The 13,968-nt window shown below is 59.5% G+C and carries 16 protein-coding genes; 9 read left to right on the top strand and 7 right to left on the bottom strand.

All coding sequences use genetic code 11. From position 1 onward, the window contains the following. Positions 1-6: 6 nt before the first annotated feature. Together FW789_RS07485 and FW789_RS07480 are read right to left on the bottom strand one after the other, a co-directional pair. Positions 7-1,005, bottom strand: a complete 999-nt coding sequence (locus tag FW789_RS07485; protein WP_446431249.1) for an NADP-dependent oxidoreductase — start codon at positions 1,003-1,005, stop codon at positions 7-9. A gap of 69 nt (positions 1,006-1,074) precedes the next feature. Then, complete coding sequence (locus FW789_RS07480) at positions 1,075-1,863, bottom strand: SDR family NAD(P)-dependent oxidoreductase (RefSeq protein ID WP_446431248.1); 789 nt, start codon at positions 1,861-1,863, stop codon at positions 1,075-1,077. Positions 1,864-2,013: 150 nt separating this feature from the next. Here FW789_RS07480 and FW789_RS07475 point away from each other — a divergent pair, with 150 nt between their 5' ends. Further along, a complete protein-coding gene (locus FW789_RS07475; RefSeq protein WP_103436518.1) occupies positions 2,014-2,586 on the top strand; it encodes a TetR/AcrR family transcriptional regulator in 573 nt (190 codons plus the stop codon). A 47-nt stretch (positions 2,587-2,633) separates the two neighbouring features. Here FW789_RS07475 and FW789_RS07470 read toward each other — a convergent pair whose 3' ends face one another. Continuing rightward, positions 2,634-3,428, bottom strand: coding sequence for a substrate-binding domain-containing protein (locus FW789_RS07470; protein ID WP_446431247.1), 795 nt, complete (start codon positions 3,426-3,428; stop codon positions 2,634-2,636). 490 nt (positions 3,429-3,918) lie between these two features. Here FW789_RS07470 and tcuC point away from each other — a divergent pair, with 490 nt between their 5' ends. The 5 genes from tcuC (at position 3,919) to dmeF (ending at position 8,232) form a co-directional block, all read left to right on the top strand. Continuing rightward, entirely contained in the window at positions 3,919-5,220 is a 1,302-nt protein-coding gene (gene tcuC / locus FW789_RS07465; RefSeq protein ID WP_446431246.1) for a tricarballylate/proton symporter TcuC, read from the top strand. 417 nt (positions 5,221-5,637) lie between these two features. After that, positions 5,638-6,081, top strand: a complete 444-nt coding sequence (locus FW789_RS07460) for a GFA family protein (RefSeq protein ID WP_411562028.1) — start codon at positions 5,638-5,640, stop codon at positions 6,079-6,081. A gap of 167 nt (positions 6,082-6,248) precedes the next feature. Next, positions 6,249-6,683, top strand: coding sequence for an anti-virulence regulator CigR family protein (locus tag FW789_RS07455; protein WP_446431245.1), 435 nt, complete (start codon positions 6,249-6,251; stop codon positions 6,681-6,683). A 348-nt stretch (positions 6,684-7,031) separates the two neighbouring features. Continuing rightward, positions 7,032-7,307 (top strand): metal/formaldehyde-sensitive transcriptional repressor, encoded by a 276-nt coding sequence (locus FW789_RS07450; protein ID WP_186697848.1) that lies wholly within the window; start codon positions 7,032-7,034, stop codon positions 7,305-7,307. A 7-nt stretch (positions 7,308-7,314) separates the two neighbouring features. After that, positions 7,315-8,232, top strand: a complete 918-nt coding sequence (gene dmeF / locus FW789_RS07445; protein WP_411562026.1) for a CDF family Co(II)/Ni(II) efflux transporter DmeF — start codon at positions 7,315-7,317, stop codon at positions 8,230-8,232. Positions 8,233-8,457: 225 nt separating this feature from the next. On the opposite strand, the gene FW789_RS07440 is transcribed toward dmeF, so the two are convergent. Next, entirely contained in the window at positions 8,458-9,759 is a 1,302-nt protein-coding gene (locus FW789_RS07440; RefSeq protein WP_411562025.1) for a mechanosensitive ion channel family protein, read from the bottom strand. Positions 9,760-9,864: 105 nt separating this feature from the next. Between FW789_RS07440 and FW789_RS07435 the strand changes: the two genes are divergently transcribed. After that, positions 9,865-11,226 (top strand): DEAD/DEAH box helicase, encoded by a 1,362-nt coding sequence (locus FW789_RS07435; protein ID WP_101317619.1) that lies wholly within the window; start codon positions 9,865-9,867, stop codon positions 11,224-11,226. A gap of 91 nt (positions 11,227-11,317) precedes the next feature. Here FW789_RS07435 and FW789_RS07430 read toward each other — a convergent pair whose 3' ends face one another. The 3 genes from FW789_RS07430 to FW789_RS07420 form a co-directional block, all read right to left on the bottom strand. Further along, a complete protein-coding gene (locus FW789_RS07430) occupies positions 11,318-11,542 on the bottom strand; it encodes a hypothetical protein (protein ID WP_446431401.1) in 225 nt (74 codons plus the stop codon). Between the two features lie 168 nt (positions 11,543-11,710). Next, on the bottom strand, positions 11,711-12,004 hold the full coding sequence (locus FW789_RS07425; protein ID WP_103436570.1) for an addiction module antidote protein: 294 nt from the start codon (positions 12,002-12,004) through the stop codon (positions 11,711-11,713). After that, positions 11,997-12,299: a type II toxin-antitoxin system RelE/ParE family toxin gene (locus tag FW789_RS07420; RefSeq protein WP_103436571.1), complete on the bottom strand. Its 303-nt coding sequence runs from the start codon at positions 12,297-12,299 to the stop codon at positions 11,997-11,999. Before FW789_RS07420 ends, FW789_RS07425 begins: the two co-directional genes overlap by 8 nt. Positions 12,300-12,489: 190 nt before the next feature. Between FW789_RS07420 and FW789_RS07415 the strand changes: the two genes are divergently transcribed. Next, positions 12,490-12,894 carry a transcriptional regulator gene (locus FW789_RS07415; protein WP_103436572.1) on the top strand — a complete coding sequence of 135 codons (405 nt, stop codon included), beginning with the start codon at positions 12,490-12,492 and terminating at the stop codon, positions 12,892-12,894. A gap of 96 nt (positions 12,895-12,990) precedes the next feature. Beyond that, positions 12,991-13,917 carry a DMT family transporter gene (locus tag FW789_RS07410; RefSeq protein WP_186697859.1) on the top strand — a complete coding sequence of 309 codons (927 nt, stop codon included), beginning with the start codon at positions 12,991-12,993 and terminating at the stop codon, positions 13,915-13,917. The last annotated feature ends 51 nt before the right edge of the window (positions 13,918-13,968 follow it).

Genomic DNA, 13,968 nt, shown 5'->3' with positions numbered 1-13,968 from the left:
TGCGCTTCAGCGCAGGCTGATCACGACCTTGCCCTTGGCGCGTCCCTGTTCGACGTACGCCAGGGCGTCGGCAGTTGATTGAAATGGGTAGACCTTGTCGATGATTGGCCTGATGGCACCTGACTCCACCAAGGTGGTGATCTCGCTGAGCTGAGCGCCGCTGGAGCGCATGAAGACGAACTTGTACCTCACCCCGGCTACCTGTGCGGCCCTGCGAATGCGCAGGCTCAACAGACGAAGAACCTGGCGCAGCGCCCAGGGTAGCCCCTGCGTCTCGCCGAACTCAGGCGTTGGCGGGCCAGAGATCGAGATGAGTTGACCGCCGGGTTTGAGCGTCTTGACCGATTGCTGCAAAACATCCGCACCGAGGCTGTTCAGTACCACGTCGTAGTCGCGCAGTACGGCGTCGAATTGCTGGGCGGTGTAATCAACCACGACATCCGCACCGAGTGCCTCCACCCATTCGACATTCGCCGTGCTGGTGGTCGTCGCGACGAACGCGCCCAAGTGCTTGGCCAGCTGGATCGCAACGCTGCCCACGCCGCCTGAACCGGCGTGGATCAATACCTTCTGGCCTGGTTGCAACTGGGCCGTTTCAACCAGCACCTGCCATGCCGTCAGTGCCACCAAGGGCAGTGACGCGGCCTGCTCCATGGTGATGTTGCGTGGCCTGTGGGCCAGTGCTTGCTGGTCAACCGCGATCAGCCCGGCAAAAGTGCCGATGCGATCCTGGGGTGGCCTGGCATAGACCTCATCGCCCGGTTTGAACAGGCTTACATCAGCGCCGACGCTGACGACGACACCGGCCAGATCGTTGCCCAGTATCAGCGGCAAGCGGTAGGGAAGGATCGGCTTGAATTCGCCTGCTCGCAGCTTCAGGTCCAATACGTTGACGCTGGCAGCGTGTATCTGCACCAGCACGTCATTGGTGCCCATTGCAGGAGCAGGCACGTCAGTGATCTTGCCACTGTGCTTGCCATATCGCTCGATGGAAAACGCTTTCATGATTTGTCGCTCGTGGGGAAGGGCGGTCAGTGCCCTTGCGTAGCGTGGGATTGCCCACCTGCTGGCGGCTCAGGCCTGAGCTTGATAGCGCTCGGCTACGACGGACTGGCGAATCTCTGCCAGCAAGCCTTGCCGGGCAAGCTGCAACGCATCCCAACGTGCAGCGTCCTGCAGGGGCGGGATGGTCACCGGCTCGCGGCGGTCGAAACCGACCAGCGCAGCATCGACCAGCTCGCCCACGGCCATCACTTCAGTCAGGGTATTGATATCGATACCCGCACGATCCCAGATCTCGGTGCGGGTTGCCGCAGGCAGCACGGCCTGGACATACACGCCCTTGGGCGCCAGCTCAAGGCCCAGACCCTGTGACAGGAACAACACGAAAGCTTTGGTCGCGCCGTACACGCTCATGCCGAATTCCGGCGCCAGGCCCACCACAGAACCGATATTGATGATCGCGCCGCTGCCGGCCTGCGCCAGCCGTGGCGCGATCGCGCTGGCCAGTCGAACCAGGGCGGTGGTGTTCAGCGCGACCAGGTTGGCCACGCTGTCGGTTGATTGCTCGATAAAGCTGCCGGACTGCGCGGCGCCGGCGTTGTTGACGAGCAGGGTGATGCTGCTGTCATCGCGCAAGCGGGCTTCGACGGTCGCCAGGTCGCTGCTTTGCGTCAAGTCAGCCTGAATCACATCGATGGCCACGGCATATTGCTGGCCAAGCGTTGCGGCGAGTGCATCCAGGCGGGTCTTGTCACGGGCTACCAGCACCAGATCATGGCCGCGCTGGGCGAAGCGCTCGGCGTAGGTTGCGCCGATGCCAGAAGAAGCGCCGGTGATCAGTACGGTTTCAGCATTGTTCATGGGACGGGTACTCAAGGTGAGTGGCTGTTGGGCAGTCTGATGGGGAAGCGTTTTTATGATGTCGATCATAATCAAAAGTGTCAACGGTTTTGATTATGGTCGACATCAGAGTATGCTGAGCCATCTTCAAGAAGTCCCCTGAGGCGCCCTATGAAAATCACCAAGACGCAATCACTCGCCAATCGCGCGCATATCGTCGAGACGGCTTCGCAGCTGTTTCGTGAACGCGGCTACGACGGTGTGGGTGTGGCCGAGCTGATGGCCACTGCCGGGTTCACTCAAGGGGGGTTCTACAAGCACTTTGGCTCAAAGGCCGACCTGATGGCCGAAGCGGCAGCGCTCAGCCTGGAGAGGTCTGCCGCCGGTGCGTGCACTATTGGCCTGGAGGAGTTCGTCAATCGCTACGTCTCCCGTGCCCACCGAGATGGCAGAGACACAGGCTGCACCGTTGCAGCCTTGGGTGGCGATGCTGCTCGCCAGTCCGATGAGGTCAAGGCGACCTTCGCCAGCGGCATCGAAAAGACCCTTGCAGCATTTGAAGAGAAGTACCGGGCGGGGACAGGGGCGACGCCCGAGCAGGCGCGCGCGAAGGTCGTGAGCTTGTTCACTCATGCCGTGGGTGCCGTCATGTTGTCGCGGGCGTGCCCGGATGACTCAGCGCTGGCAGACGAAATACTGCAAGCGTGCCGGGCGGAGCTGCTGGATGCGCTGGCTGCCGACTGAACAAGGTTTGCGCTGCTGCGCAAACCTTGCGTTCAATTTCTCGGCAATCAGCTGGCGTGGTGCGGCAGCGGTGACAAGCCACTGGTCTTGATCGCCGCATCTGCCTGAGGCGAAGCCAGGTATTCAAGCAGTGCCTTGGCCGCGGCCTGATGCTGGCTCTTGCTGACCATGGCGCCGGAGTACATGGTCATCTTCTGTGCCTCGGCCGGGATCAAGCCAACGATGCTGATGCCCGGTACCGGCTTGAGTTCGCTGAGCTGCTGAAAGCCGATCTGCGCCTGACCGCGAGCGACCACTGCACCCACTGGTTCGGCCGGGATCATGTGGGCTTTGGCATCGAACGCCGACCCCAGCTGCATACGTGGGAACAACGTCTTGGACAGATAAACCCCGCTGGCGCTGTCCGAATAGGCCACCGATTTGCTCTCCACCAGCACCTTGCGCAGGTTCTGCATCGTGCTGATGTCCGGCTTCGGCTCGCCCTGGCGCACGGCCATGGCGATGAAGGACTTGCCCAGGTCGACGCGGCTGGCCTTTTCTGCTTGGCCGTCAGCGACCAGCGTGTCCAGCGCCGAGCCGACCATCAGGACCACGTCAGCATCCTCACCCTTGGCCAGCCTGTTGGGGATCGCCTGCGGGGTGTCGCCCATCGACGGCGCCGCCAGAACATTCAGTTTGACCCCGAACTTTTTCTGGTAAGCCGGCGCCACTTCGCGAATCGCACCCATGATGCCGCCCGAGCTGAGCACGGTCAGGGTATTCGCGTCGCCAGGTACGGCTTCAGCTGCCGAGCACGCGAAGGTGGCCAGCAACAGTGCCGCGCAGGACATCGTTCGAAGCATGGGAATGTTCTCCGGATCAAAAGAATCCAGATTACTGAGCCGCAGCCCCCGGCTCAGTTAACGGGCCGTGAAGGATGTTTCATGATCTGAGCAAGCGGCGTGAACGACTATTGCCTATGTCGGTACAGCAGGGCAGAAGCTGCGGCATCGGGCACTGGCTTGCAGGGTGATAAATCGCGGGCAAAAGAAAGCCCGCTGCTAGGCGGGCAAGTTCGATCACACGTAGGGATGGCTATAGATTGCGCCCCTTGCCGTGAAAATTAGGTGAAAGCAGAGTCAACACGCCGTCAGATTTCACCCACCGAATTCGATCCCGCCTGTAGCGTTTAGATGGACGCAGTTTGGGCCCCGCAACTGGGCTATGATCTAGCGATTGATAACAAATATGCATCAATCCATGAAAATTAAACACTAACTGTTTCAAAATGTGTCCCGCATACTCTAGTTTAGAGCGTAACAAGCATTTTAAGAATATCGCTGGAGATCCGTCATGCATGCTTCATCCCCCGCTGCGGGCACTGCCCGTTCCCGCGCCGCAGCCGTGTTCCGCGTCACCTCGGGTAATTTTCTCGAGCAGTTCGACTTCTTCCTGTTCGGCTTCTACGCCACTCAGATTGCCACCGCATTCTTTCCTGCGGCGAGTGAATTCGCTTCCCTGATGATGACCTTTGCGGTGTTCGGCGCAGGCTTCCTCATGCGCCCGCTGGGCGCGATTGTGCTCGGTGCCTACATCGATGACGTGGGCCGGCGCAAAGGTTTGATCGTGACCCTGTCGATCATGGCCAGCGGTACGCTGTTGATCGTGCTGGTGCCCGGATACGCCAGCATTGGCCTGTGGGCACCGGCCCTGGTCTTGCTCGGACGGCTGCTGCAGGGCTTCTCGGCTGGCGCCGAATTGGGCGGGGTGTCGGTATACCTGTCGGAAATGGCCACGCCTGGGCGCAAGGGCTTCTACACCAGCTGGCAGTCCGGCAGCCAGCAAGTGGCGATCATCGTTGCCGCAGCACTGGGCTACGGCTTGAACCAGTGGTTGGCGCCTGAGCAGATCAGCGAATGGGGCTGGCGCGTACCATTTGCCGTGGGTTGCATGATCATCCCGTTCATCTTCCTGCTGCGGCGCAGCCTGCAGGAAACCGAAGAGTTCGCCAATCGCACCCATCGTCCGACCATGAAGCAGGTGGTGGCAACACTGGCCAGTAACTGGGGGGTTGTCATCGGCGGCATGCTGATGGTGGCAATGACCACCAGCGCCTTCTACCTGATCACCGTATATGCACCGACCTTCGGCAAGACCGTACTCAACCTGACCACCACCGACGCCTTGCTGGTGACGCTGCTGGTCGGCGTATCGAACTTCTTCTGGTTGCCCATCGGCGGCATGCTCAGCGATCGCTTCGGACGCAAGCCGATGATGATAGCGATGACCGTGCTGACGCTTTTCACCGCTTACCCGGCGCTGTCGTACCTGGCTCAGGCAGCGAGCTTCTCGCACATGCTTGAAGTGCTGCTGTGGTTCTCGTTCCTCTATGCGCTCTACAACGGCGCAATGATCCCGGCGCTGACCGAGATCATGCCGGTCGAGGTGAAAGTGGCCGGGTTCTCGCTGGCTTACAGCCTGGCCACGGCGCTGTTTGGTGGCTTCACCCCAGCCATGTCGACCTGGCTGATCCACCTCACCGGTGACAAGGCTGCACCGGCGTACTGGGTAACTTTCGCTGCCGGCTGCGCGTTGTACGCCACGTTGGTGTTGTACCGCCGGGTCAGGACCGCTCAGCCACACGCGGCGGTTTGATCGGGTTGGGATGACGCCTGGCGGCTCAGCTGCCAGGCATCAGCCCTGTGATTCTTCCTGGAAGCCCAACTCTGGGCGAGCAAAGCCAATACCCAGCGGCTCATCAACGTGAGTTTGCAATGCTACTGTCAGATCAGTTTAAGTACTTGGCGCAGAGCACTTCATTCTCTGAGCGGTGATTGCCTGTGCTTGGCGTGACATACCAGCGGCTCCCTGAGAACTAAGGTGGGTGAGCTGACGGCGCCTGGCCTGACGATAATCGCAGGCAAAAGAAAGCCCGCTGCTAGGCGGGCCAAGGTCTATCACGTAGGGATGGATATAGACTGCCTTGGCGCTCGTGAAAACTAAGTGAAAGGTTGGTCAACGGGGTGTCAGATCTGCGCCCCTCTTTTTCTCGGATACACCTGGAGAATCGCTATGGCTGATGCAAGTAATGATGATCGTCCCGTATACCAGGCCGCCTGCCATTGCGGGACCGTGCAGTTTTCCGTGCGCTTGACCGATGGTGTGCGTACCGCGCGCAGGTGCAACTGCTCGCTCTGCCGTATGCGCGGTGCCGTTGCGGTATCAGCCAACCTGGACGATATCAGCGTCACGCAAGGGCAAGAGGCGCTCACCCTCTATCAGTTTCACACGCGTGAAGCCAAGCACTACTTCTGCTCCAAATGTGGTATTTACACCTTCCATCAGCGCCGTTCTGCGCCTGATCAGTACGGGGTGAATGTGGCTTGTATTGAAGGTATGAGCCCATTTGATTTTCCCGAAGTAATTGTCAGTGAAGGCCGGATTCATCCTAAAGATCGCGCAGGTGGCGGCTCGCAAGTTGCAGGGTGGTTGCGCTACGTGAGCAGTCCTGAGTGACTGCCCAGCGTGTCTACTCGGCTTGGGCGTATGGTAGAGCTCTAGAGGTGTCCATCAGGCCGATATAGACGCTGAAATTCTTGAGTCCCGACGGAGTGCTCGCACCCGCACTGGCATTGCCTCTGCCAATAGATTAGCTACTCTGTGGTTGGATAAAGTCCCAAGGAATGCTTGCCATGAGAAGGAAATTGAGTATTGCCGCAGTATTCTCCCTAGCTCTGGTTGTAAGCCCGATCTCGCTGGCAGACCCCGGGAAAGGGAAAAGCCACGACAAGGGAGGACAACACGCAAGCCAAGGTCATCAGGGCAACAGCAATGACTGGCACGAAGGGCCTTCCGTCGATTTGGGAGGGGTGCGAGTCATCCTCAATGACAATCGCAATTACTGGAATCCAGGCTCTTCCTTACCGCCAGGTATCCAGAAGAATCTGGCGCGCGGCAAGCCTCTCCCGCCAGGGATCGCGAAGAAGCTGGATAGCCGACTGATCGGACGACTTCCTCATTACGATGGTTATGAGTGGCAGCAAGCTGGAACTGATTTGCTGCTTGTGGCCATTACTTCAGGTGTCATCTATGAGGTACTACATAATGTTCTTGACTAGGTCCGCTAGCCTAAAAAGCCCATGAATTGGGTCTTGTGACAGGAAAAGCTTGAACCACCTGATGCCGAGAAAATGTTTAAGGGCTATCAGGGAGCGCTGTGGGGCACGGCTGAGACAGGCCCCGTAAACGTCAGCTACGGGTCGGTTAGTGACCGCTGCTCGGATTAGCAATCCTTGTCCTTCCGCACGTGGAGGACCTGGCATGCACATCATTGCTACCAGCAGCCGTCAGCCATGGAACAAAGGAAAGTTTGTCGGGAGAAAACCCCACTCCGACTCAGTTCTCCACTTGCTCAACCAGGGAATCAGGCGCATCATTTCAACACGTATAGGGTAGGGGGGTATGCTATGGCGCATACGCAAGCGGGAAAGGACGAGTTGCTTAAGCGTGTGAAACGCATTGCTGGCCAAGTCCAGGCAATCGAACGTGCCTTGGAGGGCGAAGCCGATTGTGCAAAGACTTTGCACTTGGTGGCTGCGACCCGTGGGGCAATCAATGGGCTGCTCGACGAGATCATTGAAGACCATGCTCGCGAGCACGTTGCCAAACCGGGTCTGACCGATCATGAACGGGCGCAGGGGGTAGAAGAACTCCTGGAAGCTATTCGCCGATACTCCAAGTGAGAGAGAAATGAGCACTACGGATCACATTCACAGCCACAGCTTCCTGGGTGCAGGGCACGATGACAATGCCAAGCGAACCTTGTGGGTTGTGGCCCTGACCATCGTGATGATGGTGGGTGAGATTTCTGCCGGATACATCACTGGATCAATGGCCCTGCTGGCCGATGGTTTCCACATGGCAACCCATGCAGGCGCATTGGGAATTGCAGCGGCAGCATATGCTTTTGCCCGCAAGCATGCGGAAAACTCCGCTTACAGCTTCGGAACGGGCAAGGTGGGCGATCTAGGTGGCTTTGCTTCTGCGTTGATCCTCGGCCTGATCTCGTTGGGCATTGGTGTCGAATCGGTGATCCGCTTTTTCGAACCGACGCAGGTGCAGTTCGGGATGGCGATACTGATCGCGGTGATTGGTCTGATCGTTAACATCGTCAGTGCGCTGCTTCTCGCGGGCGGCGGACATGCTCACGGACACGGTCACTCTCACGATCACCACGGGCACTCGCACGGCGAGGACAACAACCTGCGCTCTGCCTATGTGCATGTGCTCGCAGACGCGGTGACATCCGTCTTGGCCATTGTGGCGTTGTTGGCGGGCAAGTATCTCGGATGGGTATGGCTCGATCCAGTGATGGGTATCGTTGGTGCCGTCGTCATTGCGCGTTGGGCGTGGTCGCTGATGCGTGATACTGCATCGGTACTGCTGGACAAGACCGATAAACATGTCGCCGAGGAAATACGCGAATTGCTGGATCAGTCCGGCAAGCTTCAGATCACAGACCTGCACGTATGGCGAGTCGGGCCGGAAGCGCGAGCGGCCATCGTGAGTGTCCATGGATCATCGGAGCTTTCCGCTGATGACGTGCGGGCCGCACTCAAGCCAGTACACGAGGTTACTCACCTCACCGTTGAGTACCGGGCAGCGTAAATTCTCGCCGCTATCTATCAGGGGGCCTGCCGTTCTGCGCCAGATTAGCAAGGGGGCAATGCGAACGCCCTGACCAAAAATCGCAGGCAAAAGAAAGCCCGCTGCTAGGCGGGCCAAGGTCTATCACGTAGGGATGGCTATAGATTGCCAAGCCGCTCGTGAAAACTAAGTGAAAGGCAGGTCAACGGAGCGTGAGACCTGCGATGTAGTGCGAACCAGCGCGCCTTACGCCTCACTCATCTCTTCCAACCGCCGCGGCGTCGGCTCAGGCGCCACACGCCCGGCCAGGCCAATCCGCATGTCATTGCCACTCGGCTGCTGATAAACGCTCAGGCCAAACTCCGGCAGCACTGCCAGCAGATAGTCGAACACATCCCCCTGAATCCGCTCGTACTCGGCCCACGCGGTGGTGCGGGTAAAGCAGTAGATTTCCAGCGGCACGCCTTCGGCGGTGGGCTGCATCTGGCGGACCATGCAGGTCATGTTCGGGTGCACGTCGGGGTGGGCTTTCAGGTAGGCCAGGGCAAACGCGCGGAAGGTGCCGATGTTGGTCAGCTTGCGCCGGTTGGCCGAGAGGTCGGCGACCACGCCCTGGGCTTCGTTCCAGTCCTGCAGCTCTTTGCGCTTGCTTGCCAGGTAGTCGCCCAGCAGGCGTACGCCGGCCAGGCGCTGCTCTTCTTCGAGGGTGAGGAAGCGTACGCCGGCGGCGTCGATGAACACGCTGCGTTTGATCCGGCGCCCGCCGGATTGCTGCATGCCGCGGTAGTTGCGGAACGACTCGCTCATCAGGCGCCAGGTGGGGATGGAGACGATGGTCTTGTCGAAGTTCTGCACCTTGACCGTGTGCAGGGTGATGTCGACCACGTCGCCGTCGGCGCCAACCTGGGGCATTTCGATCCAGTCGCCGACATGCAGCATGTCGTTGCTGGTCAGCTGCACGCTGGCGACGAACGACAGCAGGGTGTCTTTATAGACCAACAGCAGCACCGCCGACATAGCGCCCAGACCCGACAGCAGCAGCAATGGCGAGCGGTCGATGAGGGTGGCGATGATGACGATGATACTGAATACCCACAGCACCATCTTGGCCAGCTGCACGTAGCCTTTGATCGAGCGGGTGCGGGCGTGTTCGGTGCGCGCATAGATGTCGAGCAGGGCATCGAGCAGGCATGCCAGCGCCAGGGTCATGAACAGCAGGGTAAAGGCCAGCGCGACGTTGCCCAGGAAGTGCTGGGCGGTGGCGCCGAGCTCCGGCACCAGCTTCAGGCCGAACTGAATGATCAGCGACGGCGTGGTTTGCGCGAGGCGATGAAATACCTTGTTATGGCGCAGGTCGTCGAACCACTTGAGGGCTTGTTGGCGGGCCAGCAGGCGGCTGGCATGCAGCACCAGAAACCGCGCCAGGCGGCCGAGAATCAGCGATACCAGCAGCAGCACACCCAGGCCAATGGCGGCGTGCAGGGTCGGGTGTTGGTCAAGAGTGCCCCAGAGATCAAGGGCGTTGAACCAGAGTCGTTGAATGTCCATAGGCTAAAAAAGCGGTCTGTATTGCGGAACGAGGGCTAATTAGAGCGCGGATCGGGGCAAAGTTGCCAAAAGAAATTCGGTTCTGGCGGCGGAAAACGGTACCCTATGCAACTTGAATTTACGCACTTGCCCGAGGTTACCCCCGTGTTTTCCCAATTCGCCCTGCATGAACGCATCCTTAAAGCCGTGGCCGAGCTGAAATTTGTCGAGCCGACTCCGGTACAGGCGGCGGCCATCCCCTTGGCGTTGCAAGGGCGAGACCTGCGGGTAACGGCACAAACCGGCAGCGGCAAGACCGCCGCGTTCGTCCTGCCGATGCTTAACCGCCTGGCTGACCTGGGCGGCCCGCGGGTAGAGATCCGTGCGCTGATCCTGCTGCCGACCCGTGAGCTGGCTCAGCAGACCCTGAAGCAGGTCGAGCTGTTCTCGCAGTTCACCTACATCAAGTCGGGGCTGGTCACCGGCGGTGAAGACTTCAAGGAACAAGCGGCCATGCTGCGCAAGGTGCCGGACGTGCTGATCGGCACCCCAGGGCGCCTGCTTGAGCAGCTCAATGCCGGCAACCTCGACCTGTCGCATGTGCAGGTACTGGTGCTGGACGAAGCCGACCGTATGCTCGACATGGGTTTTGCCGAAGACATGGAGCGCCTGTGCAAAGAGTGCGAGAACCGCGAGCAGACTCTGCTGTTCTCTGCCACCACCGGCGGCGCCGCACTGCGCGATATCATCGGCAAGATCCTCAAGGATCCAGAGCACCTGATGCTCAACAGCGTCTCGCAGCTGGCTGAAGGCACCCGTCAGCAGATCATCATGGCTGACCATGACCAGCACAAAGAGAAGATCATCCACTGGCTGCTGGACAACGAAACCTTCCAGAAGGCGATCATCTTCACCAACACGCGCGTAGCTGCCGACCGCGTCTATGGTCACCTGGTGGCCAAGGACATCAAAGCGTTCGTGTTGCACGGCGACAAGGACCAGAAAGATCGCAAACTGGCCATCGAGCGCTTCAAGCAAGGCGGCTCCAAGGTGCTGGTAGCAACCGACGTAGCGGCCCGTGGCCTGGACATCGACGGCCTCGACCTGGTGATCAACTTCGACATGCCACGCAGCGGTGACGAGTACGTACACCGTATCGGCCGTACAGGCCGTGCGGGTGGGGAAGGTCTGGCGATCTCGCTGATCACCCACAACGACTGGAACTTGATGTCGAGTATCGAGCGCTACCTCAAGCAGCAGTTCCAGCGCCGACTGATCAAGGAAGTCAAAGGCACCTACAACGGGCCGAAGAAGGTCAAGGCGTCCGGCAAGGCCGTCGGCGTCAAGAAGAAGAAAGTCGACAAGAAGACCGGCGAGAAGAAGGCTGCTGCCAAGCGCAAGCCAACTGCCAAGCCGCGTCCTAACGCGCCATTGGCCAGTGTCGATGGCATGGCTCCGCTGAAAAAGCGTGCGCCCAAGCCAGAGTAAGTCTCTCCGGGGTCGCGTTCGCGGCCCCTGATCTACGCCCGCCCTTCAAGCGGCGGGCTGCAGTTGTTCTAGCCGCAGGCGTTGCGACTGATCACTCCGCTTTCTTCTCCGCAGTTTTCAGCTCCTGCAGACGGTGCTCGATCAGCTGGCACTTGTCCGGCACATCCTTGCTTTCAGTCGCCAGGTCCATGCCCTGCAACTCGTCGTTGATTTCCTTGGCCTTTTGCGGGTTTTGCTCAGTCAGTTGGCTGACCATCTTGGCCAGCTCTTCGCGTTTGGCGGTGGCTTCTTCGGGCGTGCAGGCCCAGCTTGGCATGGCGATGCACAGACCGACAGCGATGGCACAGCTGCTTAGAATTTTCACGGGTTGACCTCCTTGTTGGCGTTATCCGGTTGAGGGGCCAGCGGCTGGAAAGTTCATGTGGTCAGGCCTTTGCGGGTAAGCCGATACGGCGCTCGCTGTAGCCTTGCTCCAAAGCCGCTGTCAGACACCAGGATGAGCTCGAGCAGTCATATCCATGCCCAAAGCCCGCATTACGGTCAGGAAGGTTTTGAGAGTCGGGTTGCCGCTGGCACTGAAAGAGCGATACAGCTGTTCGCGAGACAGGCCAGTTTCCCGCGCCAGCTCTGACATGCCCTTCGCCCTGGCGACTACTCCGACAGCTTTCGCGACGTAACCCGCATCGCCGGTTTCCAGCGCATCGGACATGAATTCCGCGATTGCCTCAGGCGTAGTCAGATATTCAGCTGGGTCGAATTCGGTGAAGACCTCAGTCATTTTGCATTCTCCATGCCTTCAGTATTTGTTCGGCAGCCTTGATATCGCGGCTCTGGCTACTTTTGTCACCAGCGCAAAGCAGGATCAGCCACTGGTTGCCGGCCTGATGAAAATACACCCGGTAACCCGGCCCGTGATGTATTCGAAGCTCGCTTATGCCTCCCCCAACCGGTGCCACGTCCCCTGAAAGCCCTTCAGTCAGGCGATTGATCCTGGAAATAATGCGTGCACGGCCGGCTGTATCACGCAGGCTGGTTAGCCAATTCTTGAATGTACGGGACTCGATCTTTTTCATCGAGATAACGTAGTTTAAAAACTACGATGTTTGAACGCAAGCTGTTCGCCATGATGTGTCTGAATCAGCTCCCCGGGTTGTCAGACAATTCATTCAAGCCTGTCTGTAGTCCTCAGCTTTGGAACGCCTACCGACTCCCGCCTGTCCCACCCTGTGTACCTCTTTCCGTCCACAGCAGGGAGCCATCGCCATGAGCCACTACGACTGGGATCTGATCGAACGCCTGTTGCACGAAGTGCAAAACGGCGCTGAACAAAGCTTCACGCCTCGCCCTTACGCCGAACAGCACGCCGCCGCGCTGGCTGCCAAAGGCCAGCCGGTGGGTGACCTGGACCAGCTGAAAACCCGCGCCTGCGAATACGAAAAGCTGTTGCTCGATCGCGGCTACATTGCAAGTCGCCCGGAAGAAGAGGGCGGTAACGGCGAGAACTTTGTGCTCACCGAGCGTGGTTCGCGCCTGCTGAGCATGATTGACAGCAGCATCCCCGGCTTCGAGCATCCGCGTCAGGTGCTGGATGAGCAAGCCGATGCGCTGGATCAGCCGACCTTCGATCACGTGTCGTCAAAGGCGCAAATCGCTGGCGGTGCAATTTAGGCTGGCCGGGCCGGGCTTCGGCGTCCGATAATCGCAATCTGATCAACATATCTGCCGAGCCTTGCCCATGCCTGCGAATCACACCGAGGCCCGCCTATGAGCGCGGCCCGCAAGAACCCTGATGCCTTTGCCCTGCAATTGATGCTCGGTTTGTGCCTGATCTGGGGCAGCCAGCAGGTGATGATCAAATGGGCCGCTGCGGATATCGCGCCGGTGATGCAGGCGGCGTTTCGCTCTGGCATCGCTGCGCTGCTGGTCGGCCTGCTGATCTGCTGGCGGGGCGGCTGGGGGCAGGTGGGTAGCACCTGGCGGGCGGGATTGCTGGCGGGCGCTTTATTTGGCCTGGAATTCATGTTCATTGCCGAGGGGCTCAAGCTGACCTCGGCGGCGCATATGTCGGTGTTCCTCTATACCGCGCCGATTTTTACCGCCTTGGGTTTGCACTTCATGCTGCCCAGCGAGCGCCTCAGGTTGCTGCAGTGGCTGGGTATTCTGCTGTCGTTCGCGGGTATCGCGTTGGCGTTTGCGGGAGGCGTGCAGCTGGATCAGATTGATGGGCGAACGCTGCTGGGTGATGCCTTCGGTGTGCTCGCCGGTCTGGCCTGGGGGGCTACGACGGTGGTGGTGCGCGGCTCGCGGCTATCTGAGGCACCGGCGACCCTGACCTTGTTCTATCAGTTGATGGTCGGCTTTGTCGGGTTGTTGCTGATTGCTCTGCTCAGCGGGCAGATTGGCATGGTCACGCTGACCCCCTTGGCGATGGGCAGCGTGCTTTTCCAAGGGGTGGTGGTGTCGTTTGTCAGTTACCTGACTTGGTTCTGGTTGTTGCGTAAGTACCTGGCTTCGAATCTGGCGGTGTTTTCCTTTATAACTCCGCTGTTTGGGGTCACTTTTGGGGTGGTGCTGTTGGGCGAGCCGCTGAGCGTTAATTTTGTGCTTGGGGCGGTGCTGGTTTTGCTCGGGGTGGTTTTGGTCAGCGCTGAACCTTGGGTGCGGCGGCAGTTGCGCAGGGTGGTTGGTTGAGGGGGACGGTCCTGGGTAGCTGTGAGGGCTTTGCCCTCATTTCGCGACACC

Source organism: Pseudomonas sp. 1121_17 (assembly GCF_052850745.1).
Note: the sequence above shows the minus strand (reverse complement) of the source record. Positions and strands in the feature narration are given on the sequence as shown.

Bases quoted from the DNA above. Each gene is read 5' to 3' on its own strand.
- FW789_RS07485 (WP_446431249.1), bottom strand. From the start codon at position 1,005: ATGAAAGCGTTTTCCATCGAGCGATATGGCAAGCACAGTGGCAAGATC.
- FW789_RS07480 (WP_446431248.1), bottom strand. From the start codon at position 1,863: ATGAACAATGCTGAAACCGTACTGATCACCGGCGCTTCTTCTGGCATC.
- FW789_RS07475 (WP_103436518.1), top strand. From the start codon at position 2,014: ATGAAAATCACCAAGACGCAATCACTCGCCAATCGCGCGCATATCGTC.
- FW789_RS07470 (WP_446431247.1), bottom strand. From the start codon at position 3,428: ATGCTTCGAACGATGTCCTGCGCGGCACTGTTGCTGGCCACCTTCGCG.
- tcuC (WP_446431246.1), top strand. From the start codon at position 3,919: ATGCATGCTTCATCCCCCGCTGCGGGCACTGCCCGTTCCCGCGCCGCA.
- FW789_RS07460 (WP_411562028.1), top strand. From the start codon at position 5,638: ATGGCTGATGCAAGTAATGATGATCGTCCCGTATACCAGGCCGCCTGC.
- FW789_RS07455 (WP_446431245.1), top strand. From the start codon at position 6,249: ATGCTTGCCATGAGAAGGAAATTGAGTATTGCCGCAGTATTCTCCCTA.
- FW789_RS07450 (WP_186697848.1), top strand. From the start codon at position 7,032: ATGGCGCATACGCAAGCGGGAAAGGACGAGTTGCTTAAGCGTGTGAAA.
- dmeF (WP_411562026.1), top strand. From the start codon at position 7,315: ATGAGCACTACGGATCACATTCACAGCCACAGCTTCCTGGGTGCAGGG.
- FW789_RS07440 (WP_411562025.1), bottom strand. From the start codon at position 9,759: ATGGACATTCAACGACTCTGGTTCAACGCCCTTGATCTCTGGGGCACT.
- FW789_RS07435 (WP_101317619.1), top strand. From the start codon at position 9,865: ATGCAACTTGAATTTACGCACTTGCCCGAGGTTACCCCCGTGTTTTCC.
- FW789_RS07430 (WP_446431401.1), bottom strand. From the start codon at position 11,542: ATGCCAAGCTGGGCCTGCACGCCCGAAGAAGCCACCGCCAAACGCGAA.
- FW789_RS07425 (WP_103436570.1), bottom strand. From the start codon at position 12,004: ATGACTGAGGTCTTCACCGAATTCGACCCAGCTGAATATCTGACTACG.
- FW789_RS07420 (WP_103436571.1), bottom strand. From the start codon at position 12,299: ATGAAAAAGATCGAGTCCCGTACATTCAAGAATTGGCTAACCAGCCTG.
- FW789_RS07415 (WP_103436572.1), top strand. From the start codon at position 12,490: ATGAGCCACTACGACTGGGATCTGATCGAACGCCTGTTGCACGAAGTG.
- FW789_RS07410 (WP_186697859.1), top strand. From the start codon at position 12,991: ATGAGCGCGGCCCGCAAGAACCCTGATGCCTTTGCCCTGCAATTGATG.